At 30.1% G+C, this 17,011-nt stretch carries 20 protein-coding genes; all 20 read right to left on the reverse strand.

Annotated elements, in window-relative coordinates:
* A partial coding sequence (locus HKP59_RS04625; RefSeq protein ID WP_291803927.1) for a polysaccharide lyase family 7 protein occupies window positions 1–981 on the reverse strand: 981 nt, incomplete at its 3' end.
* Between the two features lie 49 nt (window positions 982–1,030).
* A complete protein-coding gene (gene fabG, locus HKP59_RS04630; RefSeq protein WP_291803930.1) occupies window positions 1,031–1,795 on the reverse strand; it encodes an SDR family NAD(P)-dependent oxidoreductase in 765 nt (254 codons plus the stop codon).
* 66 nt (window positions 1,796–1,861) lie between these two features.
* Entirely contained in the window at window positions 1,862–2,554 is a 693-nt protein-coding gene (locus tag HKP59_RS04635; RefSeq protein ID WP_291803933.1) for an FCD domain-containing protein, read from the reverse strand.
* Between the two features lie 40 nt (window positions 2,555–2,594).
* Window positions 2,595–3,869 carry an Nramp family divalent metal transporter gene (locus HKP59_RS04640; RefSeq protein ID WP_291803936.1) on the reverse strand — a complete coding sequence of 425 codons (1,275 nt, stop codon included), beginning with the start codon at window positions 3,867–3,869 and terminating at the stop codon, window positions 2,595–2,597.
* A gap of 19 nt (window positions 3,870–3,888) precedes the next feature.
* On the reverse strand, window positions 3,889–5,781 hold the full coding sequence (gnd, locus tag HKP59_RS04645; protein WP_291803939.1) for a decarboxylating NADP(+)-dependent phosphogluconate dehydrogenase: 1,893 nt from the start codon (window positions 5,779–5,781) through the stop codon (window positions 3,889–3,891).
* 345 nt (window positions 5,782–6,126) lie between these two features.
* Window positions 6,127–6,498: a DUF2200 domain-containing protein gene (locus HKP59_RS04650; RefSeq protein WP_291803983.1), complete on the reverse strand. Its 372-nt coding sequence runs from the start codon at window positions 6,496–6,498 to the stop codon at window positions 6,127–6,129.
* Between the two features lie 93 nt (window positions 6,499–6,591).
* Entirely contained in the window at window positions 6,592–7,329 is a 738-nt protein-coding gene (locus HKP59_RS04655; RefSeq protein WP_291803941.1) for a DUF6090 family protein, read from the reverse strand.
* A 37-nt stretch (window positions 7,330–7,366) separates the two neighbouring features.
* Window positions 7,367–7,675 carry an EthD family reductase gene (locus HKP59_RS04660; protein ID WP_291803943.1) on the reverse strand — a complete coding sequence of 103 codons (309 nt, stop codon included), beginning with the start codon at window positions 7,673–7,675 and terminating at the stop codon, window positions 7,367–7,369.
* 275 nt (window positions 7,676–7,950) lie between these two features.
* A complete protein-coding gene (locus HKP59_RS04665; protein ID WP_291803946.1) occupies window positions 7,951–8,661 on the reverse strand; it encodes a membrane or secreted protein in 711 nt (236 codons plus the stop codon).
* Between the two features lie 189 nt (window positions 8,662–8,850).
* The gene (locus HKP59_RS04670) at window positions 8,851–9,978 is read right to left on the reverse strand and encodes a hypothetical protein (RefSeq protein ID WP_291803950.1); all 1,128 of its coding nucleotides are present in this window, start codon (window positions 9,976–9,978) and stop codon (window positions 8,851–8,853) included.
* Window positions 9,979–10,318: 340 nt separating this feature from the next.
* Window positions 10,319–10,666: a hypothetical protein gene (locus tag HKP59_RS04675; RefSeq protein WP_291803953.1), complete on the reverse strand. Its 348-nt coding sequence runs from the start codon at window positions 10,664–10,666 to the stop codon at window positions 10,319–10,321.
* A gap of 17 nt (window positions 10,667–10,683) precedes the next feature.
* Complete coding sequence (locus tag HKP59_RS04680) at window positions 10,684–11,019, reverse strand: DoxX family protein (protein ID WP_291803956.1); 336 nt, start codon at window positions 11,017–11,019, stop codon at window positions 10,684–10,686.
* 244 nt (window positions 11,020–11,263) lie between these two features.
* Complete coding sequence (locus HKP59_RS04685; RefSeq protein ID WP_291803959.1) at window positions 11,264–11,431, reverse strand: hypothetical protein; 168 nt, start codon at window positions 11,429–11,431, stop codon at window positions 11,264–11,266.
* Window positions 11,432–11,569: 138 nt separating this feature from the next.
* Window positions 11,570–12,049 (reverse strand): DUF1572 family protein, encoded by a 480-nt coding sequence (locus tag HKP59_RS04690; RefSeq protein ID WP_291803962.1) that lies wholly within the window; start codon window positions 12,047–12,049, stop codon window positions 11,570–11,572.
* Window positions 12,050–12,052: 3 nt separating this feature from the next.
* On the reverse strand, window positions 12,053–13,546 hold the full coding sequence (locus HKP59_RS04695; protein WP_291803965.1) for a carboxypeptidase: 1,494 nt from the start codon (window positions 13,544–13,546) through the stop codon (window positions 12,053–12,055).
* A 410-nt stretch (window positions 13,547–13,956) separates the two neighbouring features.
* Entirely contained in the window at window positions 13,957–14,712 is a 756-nt protein-coding gene (locus HKP59_RS04700; protein ID WP_291803968.1) for an MBL fold metallo-hydrolase, read from the reverse strand.
* A 178-nt stretch (window positions 14,713–14,890) separates the two neighbouring features.
* Window positions 14,891–15,376, reverse strand: coding sequence for a hypothetical protein (locus tag HKP59_RS04705; RefSeq protein WP_291803971.1), 486 nt, complete (start codon window positions 15,374–15,376; stop codon window positions 14,891–14,893).
* Between the two features lie 57 nt (window positions 15,377–15,433).
* On the reverse strand, window positions 15,434–15,859 hold the full coding sequence (locus HKP59_RS04710) for a hypothetical protein (protein WP_291803974.1): 426 nt from the start codon (window positions 15,857–15,859) through the stop codon (window positions 15,434–15,436).
* Window positions 15,860–15,991: 132 nt separating this feature from the next.
* Complete coding sequence (locus HKP59_RS04715; RefSeq protein WP_291803977.1) at window positions 15,992–16,522, reverse strand: hypothetical protein; 531 nt, start codon at window positions 16,520–16,522, stop codon at window positions 15,992–15,994.
* Window positions 16,523–16,560: 38 nt separating this feature from the next.
* Entirely contained in the window at window positions 16,561–16,746 is a 186-nt protein-coding gene (locus HKP59_RS04720) for a DUF6090 family protein (protein ID WP_291803980.1), read from the reverse strand.
* Between the last annotated feature and the right edge of the window lie 265 nt (window positions 16,747–17,011).

Consider the following 17,011-nt stretch of genomic DNA (forward strand, 5'->3'; position numbering starts at 1 on the left):
ATATTGTTTTTGAATATCTCCGCCATAAGTTTCAGCACCAGAACACCAGTTTTTGTTAACTTCTGGCGATTTTCCATTTGTTTGATTATATGCCCCTAACTTAAAGAACAAACCTTCACCTGCATAGGCATTCGCTCTCTCTATTCCGTCTTGACCAATAGGTACGAACATTTCTTTAGTTTGATTTGGTACATCTGCTGAAGTTGTATACTCAGATTTGACTAAGTCTTTTGTAAACGTTTTTGTTTCGTGTCCTTCACTTTTAAAAGTTAAGTACATGATATTATCTTTTACTTCAATTTCATAACTGAATTCTTCACCTAAGGCAATACCTTCGAGAGGTTCATTTGGGTACGTGTTTTCTTCACTACCAACAGTCGAAAAGTCATTACCCCACACAGCTGTTGAATAGTCCCATCTTCCAGAATTATCGTCACCAGCCGTATTTATTTCATAATGCCAAAAGACTGACCCTTTCGTATGGCCAGGGAATTTCTTATAAAATATTTTAAGAGGTTCATTTTCGTGAGCATCTGCACTATGAATTTGACCTACGACAACAGCATAAGATGCCGCAACTCTGGCATCTCCTGTAGCTGATACATTCATTACTTTAAGTGTTGCGGATAATTTTGCAGGTGTTTGTGCGTACCATTTTTTTAATTGTGCTAGCTCGGTTCTACAATTATTTGAAGTACCATGAGTATCTCCTGCATTTGGAGCTTTGAAAACTACCCAATTTCCATTTTCATCTGTTTCAGTATAAAAAAAATCTTTTTGCTCGAAATTATTGGCTATTTCAGCATTTGATCCATCACCTAAAATTAAATTCCAATGATCAAAAAATGGAATTACATCACTAGCATATAGTGTTTTTTCAACTTCTTTTGTATTCGGTTTGTTGTTTGAATTTTTGCAACTACTAAGAAATAAACTTATGATTACAAGTATAGATACGAATATGTTTATTTTTTTTTTCATTTTTATTGATTTGTATGTTAAGATAAAATGATGTTTAAACTATTTGAAGTTACATATTATAGACTCCTCCATTAATATCAAGCGTAGCGCCAGTAATAAATCCGTCGTATTCAGAAGCTAAATACACGACTGCTCGTGCTACATCTGCTGCGTTACCTGCTCTTTGAATAGGAATGCTTAATGTTGTAGCATCTGCAGATTCTTTTGTGGTATGTGTGTTGTGAAATGAAGTACCCAAAATAAGGCCAGGTGCAACTGCATTAACTCTAGTTCCTTGAGGTCCTAATTCTGCAGATAGTGCACGTGTAAATGTTAATATTGCACCTTTACTGGTAGAGTAGGCGAGTGATCCAGGATGACCGCCTTTACGTCCAGCAAGTGATGCCAAATTAATAATGCTGCTATTATCATTTTTTGCAAGATAAGGAGCTGCTGCACGCGTTACAAACATCATGGAAGTAAGATTGATATCCATTACCTTGTTCCAAAATTCAGTTTTCATTTCATGTAGCATTTTACGTGCAACTAATGAACCTGCATTATTAATTAGGATGTTTAAACCTCCAAGCGCTTCTATTGTTTTATCGACTATAGCATTAGCATCTGCTTCATTTGTTAAGTCACCCTTTAAAATAATAGCTTTTTGTCCTTTGCTAATTGCGTATTCCATTAATTGTTTAGCAGTATCTGAACTGGAAAAATAGTGGATAGCTACATTAGCTCCACTATCAATAAAATGTTTAGTTATGGATTCACCTATGCCTTGAGCGCCAGCGGTAATTAGAACATTTTTGTTAGTTAATTTAGTATTCATATTTTAAACTATTAGCGTTGAAAATTTTTATTGGTATTAATTTGTGATCTCTCTACTTATTTTTTGTTAATCAATGTATTTTATTAATTTATAAAAATGATCTTCCATCATTTTTTTTGCAAGTTCTATATCTTCAGCTTCTATTGCTAAATAGATATTTTCATGTTTTTTTATCTCGGAAATTACTTTATCTCCTTCGCAAACGATATCCTTCTCATAAGTTGCTAAAATTGGTGGAGTTATTAAAAGCATTAAGGTTAACAAGGTGTTATTCTTACTTGCTTTAGCAATTGACATATGAAACAATAAATCTTCTTCCAAATAATCTTCACCATTAATTATCTTTGTTTTAAATGCATTTAATGCCTCTTTCATATTTTTTAAATCATCAACAGTTCTTCTTTTAGCTGCTAAGCATACCATCTTTAATTCTAAAGTTATTCTTGTTTCAACTAACTCTTTAAATGTTGGAGTATCCAATGAAATAATTTCATTTATAATTCCATTAAAACCAATTAGCCCTACATTTAAAACAGTACCACTTTTAGCGATAGATTTTAAGACACCATAAAATTCTAGCTTTCGTATTGCTTCTCTTATCTGATTTCTATTTACTTCAAACTTTTCAGACATTAATCTTTCTGAAGGCAATTTATCTCCTTCTTCTAGATTTTTTGAATTAACTAAATCACGAATCATAGAGATAACTCCATTCTGCAATGACTTTTTTTTATCTTTATCTATTAAACTTATTTTCATTTAAATCAAGTAGTTAAATAATTTTCATCAATTTTGTTGGTTAAAAATATTCTGTTAAGGCTATAATTCCGTTAAAAGAGATTATTAAAGAGAAGAATAGCGCTGCAAAAAGTCCAACATTAACCCATATGCTTGTTTTGTAATCTTTCATTACTTTTTTACTGTTAACCATTAATATAATACCGAGTACGACAGCAGGTAAAACAAATACATTAAATACTTGTGATAAAATTTGAACTTCAATAGGATTTGCCCCAAAAGCAGGCCCAATTAAAGCAACTAAACAAGCTATAAAGGTTACAATTCTAAATTGCTTTGAACTAGTGTCTAATTCTCCCGATTGATAATCTGCTAATAATAAAGGAGCAATTAAAAGACATGGGAAAATAGATGATAATCCTGCACTTAATGCCCCAAAAAAGAAAATAGTTACAGCCCATTTGCCCGCTACTGGTTCTAACGTATTTGCCATGTCTAAAACCTGAGTTACTACTTTTCCATCATAAAATAAGGCACCAGCAGAGACAGCCATTATGGTAGCACTAATTATAAATATTAAAATTGCGGCAGTTATGGCATCTTTTTTTTGTTGCCCTAAATTTTTAATGGTCCATCCTTTACCTTTCACAAATAATGGTCTTGATAAAAAAGTTGCTGAAGCCATAGTAGTACCTACGAATGCAGCAACTAACATTTTACCGCCAGGTATTTTGGGAATTGTTGGTATTAGTCCTTTTATAACATCATGAGATAAAGGTTGAACAAAGTATAATGATAAAATAAATGACAATCCCATTAAGGATACAAAGATGACTAGTATTTTTTCGAAAAATGTATACTTACCAACTAACATTAATAAATAGAAAACTACAATTATAACTATTGCTATTGTTAAAACTATAGCATACTTATGGTCACCTAAACCACTGAAATTAACTGCCAAAATTTCGTAAATAATATTAGAAGAAATTCCTAATATGCCCATTAAGGAATTCCATTGACCAAAAGTAATACCAATAATAATTAATATGGCTAAGGCTTTACCATACTTTAAATGTTTTTTAAAACCATATAGTGCAGTTTCTCCCGTTATTAATCCGTAATTTCCATACGTAAACATGAGAACACCAGAGAAAAAACAACTTAATAATAATACCCAAAGTAATTGCATATTAAATTTACTTCCTGCAACAATCATAGATGTTACACTTCCTGTACCAATGGTATAACCAATTGCAAAAAAACCTGGGCCAAAGCCTAGTATTAGAGCAATAATTTTCTTTAATATAGATTTTTTATTTTCGGAAACTTCCATGTTTATATTTTTTAATGAGTTAATCTTTCCAGTTTGTATGATAGAATTTTCCTAAAGAATCATCTTTTCTTTGATAGGTATGTGCGCCAAAATAATCTCGTTGTGCTTGAATTATATTTGCAGAAGACTCAGCTTTTGTAAAACTATTAAAGAAACTAATAGACTCACTTAAAGTTGGTATGGCCAGTTCATTTAAAATACCTTCTGAAACTACGTTCATGGCAAATGGTTTTAATAAATTTAATTCCTCAATAAATCGATAGTCTTGTAACAAGTTATCGGTATTCTTAAAAACAGAAACTAGCGTTGCCATTAGTTCTGATCTTATGATACATCCATTGGTCCATATTCTCGCGAGTTCACTTAAATTTAAACTCCATTTATAACTATTTGATGCTTCTTTAATTAATTTAAACCCTTGATAATGATTTATGATTCTTGCGAACTGGTAAGCTTTTGAAATATCTTTATCGGTGATTTTTATAGGTAATACTTTATCATCTTTAAAATTCTCACTTGCTGTTATTCTTTCATCTTTAAAAAAGGAGGTGTATCGGGCAAACAAAGAGGAAGCTATCATTGTACTTGGTACACCTAATTCTGATGTAGCTATGGTAGTCCAGTTACCAGTACCTTTATTCCCTGCCTTATCCATTATTTTATGGATTAACCAATCATTTCCTTCTTTTTTTCTTAAAATATCAATCGTAATTTCTAGTAAATAACTATTTGAAGTTTGTTGCCAAGACTCTAAAATATCTGCTATTTGGTCTGGATTATTTCCTAATCTTTTTAGTAAAACATAGACGTCTGCCAGTAATTGCATTTCTGCATATTCAATGCCGTTATGTACCATTTTTACAAAATGACCACTACCTTCAGGCCCTATATAAGTACAACAAGGAAGATTGTTTTTATCTTTTGCAGCTATTTTTTCTAAAAATGGCTGTACTTTTTGGTATGTTTCTTTAGATCCTCCAGGCATAATTGAAGGGCCTTTTAATGCGCCTTTTTCTCCACCTGAAACTCCTGTTCCAATAAAATTGATTCCTTTGGATTTTAAATAATCAACGCGCTCTTTGGTTTTTTTGTAATTAGAATTTCCGCCGTCAATTAAAATATCTCCTTCTGATAAATGTGGAAGTAAATCTTCTATAACTGAATCTATTATTTTACCTGCATTCACCATTAACATTATTTTTCTTGGAGTTTCTATTGAGTTAACAAAAGATGCAATGGTATCAAAATGAAGGGCAGAGGATAGCTCCTTAAACTGATTTTTAAAATTGAGTGCTACATGTTCTTCAACACCATCAACGTGTCTGTTAAATAAAGATAGTTTGAAGCCATTATTTGCTAAATTTCTACTTAAGCTTTTACCCATCACACCTAAGCCAAAAAGTCCAAATTCTGACTTTGGAGCCAATTTATTTTTTAGTATGTCCACAATATTTTTTGGTGATAATTTTACATTTATATGAATAGCATCTTTAGGTTCTTCTAAAATATCAAATTGTGATTTTAAAAGTTCAGAACTCATAAAGTGCCCTTTTCTGTTATCTAGCCTTTCCTTTATTTGATTAAATGAACCCTGTAGAAAAACCCATACAGATTGATGTTCTATGCCATTATTTAAGATGTCTCGGTATGCTTTTTTTAACGCAGAGCAAACAATTATGCAACTACTTTTTGCATTCAATTGTTTAACTGCTAACTTGTTTAATCTTTTAAGCCAAACAAATCGATCAGTATCATTTAATGCTTCACCAGTAGACATTTTTTTTATATTACTCTCTGGATGATAATCATCACCATCAAAAAAAGGAATGTGTAAATCTTTGGCTAACAGTTCTCCTATGGTACTTTTGCCTACACCAGAGACACCAATGATAAATATTATTTGTGTGTTCATTTTTCAAAGTATTTGGGTAACCAAATTGGTTTACCAGTTTGGTTACCCAAATATATGTATATTTTTCTATTATCCACAAGATTATTTTATAAAAATTTATGAAATGATATAAATAGATAAAGGAATATTAAAATATACTTCGCCTTTTATTAATATTATTATGTAGTTGAAATCAACTGATTGGGTAATATTACAAGATTTTTGCCAAAAGGTTATTATATTTAGTGATGCTTTTGTATGTAGCTTTGGTACTTGTAAAGTACTTAATTTGCAATTATTTTAAAGAAAATCAGAGATTAGCTAAATGGCATTTTAATACAGTTTGGGTTTTGTGAGTATTACTTCTTATTTATTTTCTTTACGTAAAATTTTTTCCATTTTACGACCTTTTGCTAATTCATCAACCAACTTATCTAAATATCTTACTTGTTGCGTTAATTCATTCTCTATTTCCTCAATTCTATAACCACAAATGACTCCTTTTATGAGATGCGCATTAGGGTGTAGCTTTGCTTGTTGAAAGAATTCTTCAAAACTTACTTTCTCATCTATTAGCTTTTGAAGTTTATTTTTGTCAAATCCTGTTAGCCATTCTATTACTTGATATAGTTCATCCTTTGTTCTACCATTCTTCTCCAATCTTGTAATATAATGAGGATAAACTGATGCAAATTTCATTTTTGCTATGCGTTCATTATGTTCAGGAGTAACTTTCATTTCTTTGTTAAAAGTAGACATAAATTTTTAGGAATTGCTAGACATTGGGTTTACTTTTATTAAATACTTATTAAATAATGGATTCTTGTAAATTTATATATCTGAATTAATGAGTTCAATAATTGCCTCAATATTTGTCAATATCTCTTTGAATTGTTTGATGTTTGTTCTTTCATTATATATTTTTAGATATTGAGCATATTCAATCGACACTATAATTTTATCAGAATTATTTTCAATATTCAAATATTCTTTCAATTCAGGTTGATTCTTTAACCTTTCTTCAAAACCAGGAATTGACCCTGATAAACCGGTCTGTTTGATATTGTCCATATAATAGCCATAGTTAAGATTGGTAAATTCAATTACCAATTCTTGACTGCGTTTTAACTCCGTCAATCTATTTGCAATGTCTACTGGAATTAACTTATTGTTTCCTGTGTTTTCTAGTGTTTCAATAGTACTATTCTGAAATCTAATATTGTCTGTTGCAAAATTTAATTTATTTTGATTTTGCAAAACTTCATGAATTGATAAGTTTGGTTTTTTAAAAGTGTTTAGATAATTTTCGTAATCTTCAATTCGTGAATTATATAAATTTATTTTTTCAATAATATATTCTTTGTCCTTATTTAAATCTATTAAAAGTTGTTGATAATACACTTGTTTTAGCTCCTCAAGTTTATTGTTTTCATTCCAATTATTTATAGATAATGCAATTAGGATTCCAATAATTACAAGAATAATTTCTCCAATCGCATACAGTAAATACTTACTAAATTTATTTTCAGTAAGCATTTTTTGTCTAATTTTTCTAAAGAACTTTATCATTAGCTATTTGTTAGTCAAAGCAGTAGTAAACTTTGTTTTAACTTGATTTTCCAATTAAGATTGTTGGTGCACCTCCTGTTGAAATTCTGTTTGCATCTGCAGCAACTTCTTTCATTCCTTGTGAAGCCATTACTTCATTTAATGCTTCTAGTGATTCAAATGGCATTGTGAACATTTGGTAAAATGGTGGATTACCTTCTGGTCCTTGTAAAAATTTAGTTATTGTATAAGGTTTTACATTCTGAGGTATTCCCGTTTTCTCATGAAGCAACTTAATGTGAGCAGAATAGTCTGATTCAAATTTTTCTGGGTCAGTTGGTTGTGGATAAAGTACTACTAAATTCATAAATTGTTAAGTTTTAGTTTATACCTACTCTAATCGGTTTTCGGCTACCCCTTTTTTAATTAACTAAAAATCTGATATTCAAACAAAGCTTGTCACTGAGATATCCTCTCTTTTGTTTGGCTAAACTTAGTAAATAAAAACCGAATAAAAAATTTGTGAGATACGTGCGAATTGAATTAACTCAGTAATTATAATATGTAGGTTAGAACTAGCAATAAACTATATATGCTGTTTCCTTTGTTAATTTTCAACTAAGTTGTTTGTCGTAAATACTATTATTTTCTAATACTCCAAATTTCATGAATTGGGGCTCCTTTACTTGATAATCCTGAGTGATGCCAATTACCATTAATCAATTCATAACTAAATTTTAAGCTGAGTCCTGCTTTTGAATCGTCTCTAGAAAAGAACTCAATGTTCTCAATATAATCACCATTTACAGTTTTATATGTTCCCCCACCTGTTCCCATAAACTTTTTAGTTTCTGTATTGTAGGCTATCCATTGAAATCGAGTTCCTGATAAAATTTTCATGGTTTTTCGAGGTCTGTTTGTATCCCTTAACTGAGTTTCACCATCTCTAATCCTACCAGACATTAACCAAGCACCTTGTAACTTGCCTGGTGAACCGTTATCTAACCTTTTAAATTTTGTACCGCTATCAACTATTTCAATTTCATTGTCTTTAATCAGCACTTTAAACTTAACTTGTGTTCCTACGAGTTCTGGGTTGTCTGTATCAAACTCAATATTTTTAGTCATCTCATTATCTTCTAGTTTCCAAGTACCACCATTTGTGTGAGCAAATTTACCGTTAGTAGCATTATATGTGGTTAATACTTGATAACCATCTGCAAATAGCATTACACTCTTCAATAAGACTCCATTTTCAGAAGTTGAGGTGGTTTCCCAGGCACCAATAATTCCTTGTGCTTGAAGTACAAAAGAGAAAGAAATACTAATGATAACTATAATTGATTTTTTCATGGATTTATGTTTTTGAAATAGTGATTATAATTAAGGATAAAATTAATAATTTATTTTATATGACCGTGTGCGTAGTTTTTTTAATGCAATTTTACTTTTGTTATTTCAAGCAATTTGAATTAAGTACTGCGCCTTGTATGAATTAATCCATTAGTATCTCAATTCTATTTCAAAGTAGTAATAAAGTTACTACTCAATTTCTGTTATACTAAAATCGGCAAATAACACTTCTTCATCTCTAAGGTCTTGGGAATTCAGTAAACTTCTGTAGATTCCCCATTTTGGTCTTACAAAAGTAGCTTCAGGCCTCCAATTTATTATGGACGCATTTGAATATTCAAATACTACAGTATCATCACTTACCTTTTTTATTTTAATTTCATAGGTTCCTAATGTTCCATATTTTATTGTTTCAGTTACCTCTAACCAAGTATCAATTAAAGGGTTTAGATTCGTTTCTGATAGCGTATTTTGGTCATCAGTTTCTGCATAACGTAATTCAAGTTTATCTGGACTGCCTTTTCTAGTTGTTAAAGTATACATAGGCATACTTTCAAAAGAACCCCCAACAGATTTTAGCTGATGTATATGTGTGAAATTTGGAGAAGATTGGAACCCTGCAGCTAGTTTAAATTTCCAGTTGTAGACAACAGTTTCATTTTCAATTCCTAATAAATTATCTGGAGACTTGTCGTACGTTTTTATCTCATTTCGTTGTCTGTCAAAATTTATACAGCGATCGTTGTCAGGAGTGGTATGGATATAGAATCTAAAAACATTTGTATTTAATTCATTATCAAACAGCTCATCAATATGATTCCCAAATTCTGCGTGATTACAATCAGGTACTTCTATTGGGTTAAAACCAGGAGCTAGCACTGAAGTAATTAATTCATAGGTCGTTCCTGGTCCATCAGCTTTTAGCTCTACACCTTGTGGGATTGGATTTTCAATATCTTTTATTAGGTCAATTGTTACTGAATTATTTAATGGATTTGTATCAATATATGTACTTTGAGATTCTATTTTAAAATGTATAGTGGCTTGTACTTGAGTAGTGTCAGAATTGAAACTTTGTTGTTTTTCGGTTTCATTCTCGAGAGCGGCGCCATAATTATAAGTTAATGCATTTTCTAATTTTTGTGTCAAATCAACGTGATCGACCCAAAAAATTAAACTTTCAGATGATGATATGGAAATATCAGTAATTTTTGGTTCTATGGTTTCATCATTTTTACTACAACTAATTAAAATGATTGTTAAGATTAGAAAGAAAGGTTTTCTAAGCATTAAAGGATGTTCGATTTTGTTATTCATTTTTAAAATTAAGCACAACGTGTTTAAAAGAATAGTTGCTTGGTTTAGTAAGCAACTAATTTAGCAAATATAAACCGAATAGAAATTTTTAGAAACGCAATCAATTTCTAAAGGCAAAATGATTACTGATTTCTCAGTAGTAAATTCTGTTTCATAATTGAAATTTCAGGTAAAACAGTACCTTTATTTTGGCTTCTAGTTATTAAACAACTTAATGAAATAAGTAAGATTAAACTTAATAATAATAGTTTTGGATTAGTCATATGTTGTTCCATTTTCATTGAAACAAACTAATTTTAAAGCATAAGTGTTTTCAGGGTATTTGCTATATTTCAATTATTTATTTCTGTAAATTTATAGACATCCAAAATATATATGCATTTAAAACCATATAAAAAAAAGCTGGGAAAGAAACCCAAAGGCTATCTTTTAACTTTATTCTCACAATGAGGCCAGCGAACATAAGTAATGCAAGACTGAAGGATGAAATCATTAGAATTAAATTAAATTTAAGACCTACTAATAAACCTATAGCTCCTATAATTTCTAATAAAACAGTAATCAATCCAATTTTCTCTAACCCAAAACGTTTAAATTCGATTTTCATATGAGGCGTAATGAAATACGAAAGCGCATAAGCAAAAAAGGATAAACTTGATATTAAAGTACCTATTGTAAGTACATCCATATACTTATTTATTTATTTTAAATTGAAGAGTATGCTATAATAGCACTTAGGACTAAAAGAATTAGCGATGGTAAATGTTTAATAAATGGATTACTTATTTTAAAATGAAAAAATTGAGCGCTAATCATTAATATGCCCATAAGAATAGATGGAATAAGGACTAATGAGGGATACCAAATACCCGTAATAAGCAATGTTGCTAAAGATATTTTTGTTGCTCCAACTATATTTCGTGTTAAATCACTTAATCCAAATTGTTTGAATTCTTTTAAAACATTATGAAATCTAAAAGTCCAAACATATATAACAGAAATTGCAACAATAAGTTGCGCTAAATTTATTAAATTCTCCATACCTTATTTAATTAGTTTTTCCTACTCATATGGCTTTTCGGATATCGCCCTGTTTTAAATAGGATTTCAGTCTTCCTTTCTTAAAAACTTTAATAAGTATCCGTTTATATAGCTTAAGCTAATATCTGGGTTTTATTTTTAGTTATGGTTTTAAAGATAGAGGATAATTAATTAAAACTAAGAAAAAATATGTAAATATTTTCCAAATGAGCTTTTAGTGGTAATTAACTAGATACTTTCTTGTTTATAAGTCTTTTATGTTAACTACTAAAAAGCTATTTTTTTTATCAGAAAACCAAGTGTCTCGTAATATTTTCCATTTTCCGTCATCTTTTTTCCAAACTAATAAATATCTACCACAGCTAACAGCTGCTCCATTTGTGTGATACCAAATTCCGGTTCCACCTTCCACAGGTAATTGTTCATTTTAATGTTTTTCTAAAAAAGTATTTAAATCAGAATTTACATAGATAAGTCTGTTAATCTTTATTTGTTTAGTTTCTATAAATTCAAATCTAGCTACAAATTTTATCAATCGCTGGTAGCAGTTTTATAATAAATTTCTCTGTTTAATCATTTTCTTTATCAACATAATTTGTCCGAGATGATAATGACAATGCTCACTCATTACTGTTAAATTTCGAAAATAATTTCCATATTCTTTTTTAACAAATATTTTCTCTAAATCTTCATTCGCCATGTTTTCTGCAGCTCTAATAAATTTTTCAGAATCAATACAGAATTTATCAATCAATTGTTTCCAGCCTTTTTGAGATTCTATATCTTTATAAGTGAAACTGAATTTGTCTTTGATTTCGAGTTCTCCACCTTCTAAAACATTTAAAACTCCTGCTAAATAGTAATCAATATGGAAAGTCAAATCAGCAATCGAATTTAGAGAATCAATTTTTAGTGTTGCTATTTTCCAATCTAAATCCTTGATTTCATCTTTTATGTTGGTTCCAGCAACCCATTTTCCATCAAGTAAAACTTCTTTTAAACTATCTGCTAAAATTTTGGCTATTTCCATAAATTAATATTTTGCCGATTTCCCTTTTGGAAGACTTTCCTCAATAAATGAACGAACGTCATCATTGGCAGTTTTTAAATCAGCTTTACGCAAGTACATCATATGGCCACTTCTATATCCTTTAAAACTTAAACGGTCTTTCATTTTACCACTTGGGTCTATTTGCCACATCGTATATTTAGAGTTGAAGTATGTAGTGGCACCATCATAATATCCTGTTTGAAACATGACTTTCAGATATGGGTTTTCGGCCATTGCCTTACGAAGGTTATCTCTTGTATTATTATTTCTATCGTCCCAAGGATGCACAGGGCCGAACATATTATATTTAATATCCGTTTTGAATTTCAAGTGTTCACGAATGTAAAAATTGATTGCAGGGGTAAAGGAGTGTAGCCATGAGGTAAGCTCTGCACTATAATCAGGTGCTATTCCTGCCTCCATTTTATCTAATCCTAAATATCTAGAGTCAAGCCTTCCAATAGTATTCCCTGTTCTGTCACGTAACAATTCTTTCCAGAAAAAGTCAGTAGGTACGTCAAGGTTATGCTGTAATATTGATTTTTCTGATATTCCTGAATAATAAGCCATCTGAGCAGCAATTTTTTTCCTCTCTTCTTGTGAAATAGATCCTCCTTTTGCTAAAGCAGGCATTAATGTATTCAATGTATATTGTTCAGACTCAGGTAAAACTTCCAATAAATCCTTCTTTTGCAAATCAGGCGAAAGAGCTTTGTGATACCAAGCTGCCGCTGTAAAATACGGTAAATTAAGCGATGAGGAAATAGGGCTATCAGAGTTAAATACCTTATAATCTGCAGGTGAGACCATAATTACACCATTCAAATACATCCACTGTTTTTCTTGTAATTCTAATGCTAACCCAGATACTCTTGTTCCACCATAACTCTCTCCAATAAGGTATTTTGGTGAAGTCCATCGTTCATTTCTTGTGATAAATGTATTCAACCATTCGGCTAAATATTTAATATCTGCATTGATTCCAAAAAACAGTTCTCTTTCAACTTCTTTTCCACTAGCTGGAATAGTTCTAGAATATCCTGTGTTAACAGGATTTATATATACAATATCTGCGACATCTAAAATAGAATAAGGGTTTTCATGAACACCATAAGGTTGAATTGGAAACCCTTCTTCATCAATGTTCAAAACTTTAGGACCAGTATAAGCTATATGCATCCAAACAGAAGCCGAACCAGGCCCACCATTAAATGATATAAGCAAAGGTCTATTTGCAGAATTATCAGAGGTATTTTTTTTATAATATGTATAGAAAAGTGTGGCAATTGGTTTACCTAATTCATCCCACACAGGCTGCGTACCAGTTGTTGCCGTATATGAAATTTTCACACCATTTATCATCGTTGTATGATTGGTTATTACAGTAGTATCAACTGCAATAGTTCTAATTTGAGCACTCATGGAGTGACTAGATAGCCATAGTATGCTCATAATTAAAAATGCTTTTATCTTCATAATTATAAATTTTTAATATGTGTTAGTTATTTTTGTTCTGTCGTCATATAGATATTCGTATCATAAGTGCGAATCATCTTTTGTATGATTAGTTCCCTTGATAAGCGACTCATGTAGCAAATAATTTATATAGAGAATTAGTGAATTTTTTTAAAAGTACAATTTTTTTCTATTTAAACAAATTAGCAATTTTTGTGAGTAAACTTAATCGATAAATTAATTTTGTTTAGAGATGCCTTTAAAAGATAAAATCAAGAGTCTTTGTCGTTTATATTTTGTCTTTGAATTTCTTTGTTCCAATCGATCATAGCATAATTTATACTATTTGATAAACTGCGAAGTAATTTTTGTAAGTAGGGTAGAACCACTACTAAACTATATACGGGATTATGAGTAGTATTTTTGTGTTTTTATACCCTTATCACCTGTCCGTCAGCCGGAATAATTAATCGATTTTCGTCAATTCCTTGTTCGGTCGCTTTTTGCCTTAATGAATTTCTCGTAACGCTACAATGGTCTAAACTTTCTAAATGAACAGCAATAATTTTTGCGTTATTTGAAGATTGTGCGAGCAAAATAGTTTGCTCCTCGTTCATTATAATTGGATTGTTTTCAAATCCTGGCATTATTGCTCCACCTGAATTTGTTACAATGACCTCCGGTTTAAAAGTAGTGATTGTATTCTCTATTTCCTTCAACCATATGCTGTCGCCAACAATATATAAAGTGGGTTCATTATCAGCTTGTAGTATAAATCCTGAAACTTCTCCCATTTGCGCCAATATTTCGCCACTTCCGTGTTTTCCACCTGTTCTTGTAAGGGTAATATTTTCAAAAGTTGTTGTTGTTTCTACCACCTCTGTATGTGCAAAGTTCGATTTTTTAATAAATTCATTATCAGTAGGTTGACAAAATAATTTTATGTTTTTTGGAAGTTTTTCCTTTGCCAAAGTATCAAAATGATCAATATGTCTATGCGTAACAATCACAAAATCTATAGCCTCTAAAATAGATTCGATTGACATTGTTAAATCAACAGTAGGATTTTTTTCAATTCCTGCAAAAGATTCAAACGAGTTCTTTGAAGAAAACATTGGGTCGACTAAAATAGTTTTACCAGCATACTTGATTTTGATTGTTGCATTGCGAATGAGTTGTACGTCCATTTAAAATATGTTGATTTAGAGTTAATTTCTGTTTAAATTAGTGATTGTTAGATAGATTAAGAATTACGGTATCGGATATGAATAAGTTCTAACTAAACTAAAAATCTTTGTGGATTTTCAAGAATTGGCGCGAATAAGCAATTATTTACAGTCATTGTTACGTACTTGTTATTTAGTTTTATTTCAGTTTAAAGTTTTCATTAATGACCTTCACCTCATCTCCGTAAAAAGTAATATTGATTTTAATTTTCCATTTATTATTAGATATTTTTTCTCCACTAATCGTTCCTTTTGGATCAACATTTTTTGATTCGTTTTGAGGGAAATAACAAAAACAATAAGGAGTAAAAACAAGCTTAATAGATAAAAGTTCATCACCAGAATAAGAAAACTTATCAAGTTTCGAATCAATTTCGAATCTAATCGTTTCAGAATATTCATCGTCAGCTATTTGTTCCTCATCATATGCATCAAATCTGTATTCGAATACTAAATTTTCTCCAGATTCAATGATTCCGTATTTCATATATGAATCTTCTCTTGAATTAATAGTCAATTCACTTTTATCAAAATAAGAATATGTGTATACGTCTTGATTTGAATCATCTTTATTACAAGAGATAACAATTAAAGTAAAAATTAATAATAAATAGTTTTTTTTCATTTTTTGTTCATGTTGGTCAACGATCATATAATAATCTAATTTAAAATGATATGGCCTTTATTCAATTCGGACAAATTCACTTCCAATTCCGTCATAATTATTGTCGGAAATATTAAGTTTATTAGTTTCAAAGGTTTTAATTATTCCTCTCATAACAATTCCAGTGTATTGTTGGTTTTCTGGAAATTGTATAAACCTTTCTAATGCTCCCGAATAAATGGATTTTTTCATAATTAATTCATAAGTTCCATTAGATATTTCATTTCCATTCTCTGTTATTGAATAAGTATAGAACTCCTTAAAAGTCAATTGTATAATTTTTCCAGTTGTTTCTGGTGTTTCTTGAAAGTAAATAAGACCTCCAGCAGTAACAGTCCAGTTCCATTTTCCAATTAAATCGGAATTATCTATTTTTGTTTCATTGTCAGAACTGCAAGAAACTATTCCTATAATCATAATAAAAAGACACATCAGTTTTTTCATAACATTCTTTTTCATTTAATACGCACACATAAGTTAAATATCAAGTCCTAAAATTCCCTCAACAGTGTTTTGTATGATTTCGCCTCGGGTTTTAGCACTAAATTTATACTTCTTAGTTAGAATTCATTAATTTTATTCGCTTATTTCGTTCTTTAATAATACAATTAATTCTCTAATTTCTTTACCAAGATCTTCTCTTTTGTCAATGACGTCTTGTGTAAAAGTTAATTTCATTCCTAAAAGATTTCTGATTCTTTTTATTCTCAATAACTCGTAATAATCATTTTCGATTTCATTTAGAATGTTTATTTCAGGTATGTTTGGTTTTACTAAAGGAATGAAATTGATATCTTTTTCTAATATGTCATCAATTCGAATTTGATGTACACTTAACCTGTCTTCGGGTATATCATTAAGTTTATTCAAATGGAATTCCAAATTTGTAAACTTTTCTTTTATATTTTTGTTTTTTATTAAACTTAACTCGTTCGTGTTTTTATAGTTGTTGTACGTATTGAACGTTGGTTGGTCGCTCTGTAAATCCCAAACAGCACTTTTAAAAATCGAATCATGAATTATTTGATTGATATTTTTATTTGGATTGGATTCAATTCCAAGAATTCGTATGAGTCTTTTCTTTAAAGTTTCTTCTTCGTAAATCAATATTTCAGATTGATTTTTGGCTAAATGTAAATTTTCTATTAACTCCTTAAAACTATTTTTTCTTGAATTGAGTCTTTTCTGTTTTCATTCCAATTGTTAATTCCAAGAGCTATTAAAATACCAATTACTACTAAAATAATTTCACCAATGGCATATTTAAAATACTTCCCAGTTTTTCCTTCCGAGAGTAAATTTTGTCTAATTTTTTTAAAGAATTTTATCATTTGGGTTTTATAAGATCATAGATGAATTAATATTTACTATTTTGCCAAGGTACTTCAAACTACATTATTATAGAAAGACTCATTTTTTACTTTTCTAAAACTACTTTTAAACCATGAATTAACTGATTTAAATCTTCTATACTTGTGTAGTGTAAAAATGAGATTCTTAACACACCAGGTTGCAATGGAATATTCATATCAATTAAAGGACGAACGGCATAAAAATTACCAATACCGAGCATTAATTTGTGTTTTACTAAAGCTG

The organism is Lutibacter sp., assembly GCF_013041805.1.
Lineage (GTDB): Bacteria > Bacteroidota > Bacteroidia > Flavobacteriales > Flavobacteriaceae > Lutibacter.